1 tRNA gene and 1 rRNA gene (1 of these 2 cut by a window edge) are annotated in these 3121 nt (G+C 52.0%); both read right to left on the reverse strand.

Features of this window, described 5'->3' with window-relative positions:
• A 23S ribosomal RNA gene (locus JSN25_RS03140) occupies positions 1-2836 on the reverse strand (it extends 69 nt beyond the left edge of the window).
• A 198-nt stretch (positions 2837-3034) separates the two neighbouring features.
• Positions 3035-3110 (reverse strand) — tRNA-Ala (locus tag JSN25_RS03145).
• Positions 3111-3121 lie beyond the last annotated feature (11 nt).

Here is a 3121-nt window from a genome sequence, read left to right on the forward strand (position 1 = left end):
TCAACGTCGTCGTCTTCAACGTTCCTTCAGGAGACTTTAAGTCTCAGGGAGAACTCATCTCGGGGCAAGTTTCGTGCTTAGATGCTTTCAGCACTTATCTCTTCCGCATTTAGCTACCGGGCAGTGCCATTGGCATGACAACCCGAACACCAGTGATGCGTCCACTCCGGTCCTCTCGTACTAGGAGCAGCCCCCCTCAATTCTCCAGCGCCCACGGCAGATAGGGACCGAACTGTCTCACGACGTTCTAAACCCAGCTCGCGTACCACTTTAAATGGCGAACAGCCATACCCTTGGGACTTACTTCAGCCCCAGGATGTGATGAGCCGACATCGAGGTGCCAAACACCGCCGTCGATATGAACTCTTGGGCGGTATCAGCCTGTTATCCCCGGAGTACCTTTTATCCGTTGAGCGATGGCCCTTCCATTCAGAACCACCGGATCACTAAGACCTGCTTTCGCACCTGCTCGAGCCGTCACTCTCGCAGTCAAGCTAGCTTATGCCTTTGCACTAACCTCCTGATGTCCGACCAGGATTAGCTAACCTTCGTGCTCCTCCGTTACTCTTTGGGAGGAGACCGCCCCAGTCAAACTACCCACCAGACACTGTCCGCAACCCGGATTACGGGCCCACGTTAGAACACCAGCCATTAAAGGGTGGTATTTCAAGGATGGCTCCATGCAGACTGGCGTCCACACTTCAAAGCCTCCCACCTATCCTACACATCAAGGACCAGTGTTCAGTGTCAAGCTATAGTAAAGGTTCACGGGGTCTTTCCGTCTTGCCGCGGGTACACTGCATCTTCACAGCGAGTTCAATTTCACTGAGTCTCGGGTGGAGACAGCCTGGCCATCATTACGCCATTCGTGCAGGTCGGAACTTACCCGACAAGGAATTTCGCTACCTTAGGACCGTTATAGTTACGGCCGCCGTTTACCGGGGCTTCGATCAAGAGCTTCTCCTTACGGATAACCCCATCAATTAACCTTCCGGCACCGGGCAGGCGTCACACCGTATACGTCCACTTTCGTGTTTGCACAGTGCTGTGTTTTTAATAAACAGTTGCAGCCAGCTGGTATCTTCGACTGATTTCAGCTCCATGAGTAAATCACTTCACCTACCTATCAGCGTGCCTTCTCCCGAAGTTACGGCACCATTTTGCCTAGTTCCTTCACCCGAGTTCTCTCAAGCGCCTTGGTATTCTCTACCTGACCACCTGTGTCGGTTTGGGGTACGATTTGATGTTACCTGATGCTTAGAGGCTTTTCCTGGAAGCAGGGCATTTGTCACTTCAGCACCGTAGTGCCTCGTCATCACACCTCAGCGTTAAAAGGTACCGGATTTACCTGGAACCTCCGCCTACATGCTTAAACCGGGACAACCGTCGCCCGGCCAACATAGCCTTCTCCGTCCCCCCTTCGCAGTAACACCAAGTACAGGAATATTAACCTGTTTCCCATCGACTACGCCTTTCGGCCTCGCCTTAGGGGTCGACTCACCCTGCCCCGATTAACGTTGGACAGGAACCCTTGGTCTTCCGGCGTGCGGGTTTTTCACCCGCATTATCGTTACTTATGTCAGCATTCGCACTTCTGATACCTCCAGCAACCCTCACAGGCCACCTTCAACGGCTTACAGAACGCTCCCCTACCCAACAACACATAGTGTCGCTGCCGCAGCTTCGGTGCATGGTTTAGCCCCGTTACATCTTCCGCGCAGGCCGACTCGACCAGTGAGCTATTACGCTTTCTTTAAATGATGGCTGCTTCTAAGCCAACATCCTGGCTGTCTGTGCCTTCCCACATCGTTTCCCACTTAACCATGACTTTGGGACCTTAGCTGGCGGTCTGGGTTGTTTCCCTCTTCACGACGGACGTTAGCACCCGCCGTGTGTCTCCCGTGATAACATTCTTCGGTATTCGCAGTTTGCATCGGGTTGGTAAGTCGGGATGACCCCCTAGCCGAAACAGTGCTCTACCCCCGAAGATGAATTCACGAGGCGCTACCTAAATAGCTTTCGGGGAGAACCAGCTATCTCCCGGTTTGATTGGCCTTTCACCCCCAGCCACAAGTCATCCGCTAATTTTTCAACATTAGTCGGTTCGGTCCTCCAGTTAGTGTTACCCAACCTTCAACCTGCCCATGGCTAGATCACCGGGTTTCGGGTCTATACCCTGCAACTTAACGCCCAGTTAAGACTCGGTTTCCCTTCGGCTCCCCTATACGGTTAACCTTGCTACAGAATATAAGTCGCTGACCCATTATACAAAAGGTACGCAGTCACACCCGAAGGTGCTCCCACTGCTTGTACGTACACGGTTTCAGGTTCTTTTTCACTCCCCTCGCCGGGGTTCTTTTCGCCTTTCCCTCACGGTACTGGTTCACTATCGGTCAGTCAGGAGTATTTAGCCTTGGAGGATGGTCCCCCCATATTCAGACAGGATACCACGTGTCCCGCCCTACTCTTCGAGTTCACAGCACATGCGTTTTTGTGTACGGGACTATCACCCTGTACCGTCGGACTTTCCAGACCGTTCCACTAACACACATGCTGATTCAGACTCTGGGCTGCTCCCCGTTCGCTCGCCGCTACTGGGGGAATCTCGGTTGATTTCTTTTCCTCGGGGTACTTAGATGTTTCAGTTCCCCCGGTTCGCTTCGTTAACCTATGTATTCAGTTAACGATAGTGTGACGAATCACACTGGGTTTCCCCATTCGGAAATCGCCGGTTATAACGGTTCATATCACCTTACCGGCGCTTATCGCAGATTAGCACGTCCTTCATCGCCTCTGACTGCCAGGGCATCCACCGTGTACGCTTAGTCGCTTAACCTCACAACCCGAAGATGTTTCACTTCTGATTGCAAAAATTTGAGAGACTCGAACACACCTTTTATCTGTTCTTATTACGGAGAACAGACACAGTGTGTCGTTTCAATTTTCAGCTTGATCCAGATTTTTAAAGAGCAAAACTTCGCAGTGAACCTTTTCAGGTACACTCTGAAGTTTTCTTGGGTTGTTGCAGTAAAGATGGTGGAGCTATGCGGGATCGAACCGCAGACCTCCTGCGTGCAAAGCAGGCGCTCTCCCAGCTGAGCTATAGCCCCATCGTAGTTAT

Origin of the sequence: Citrobacter cronae, from assembly GCF_016893685.1 — a bacterium.
In the GTDB taxonomy this organism is placed as follows: Bacteria; Pseudomonadota; Gammaproteobacteria; order Enterobacterales; family Enterobacteriaceae; genus Citrobacter; species Citrobacter werkmanii.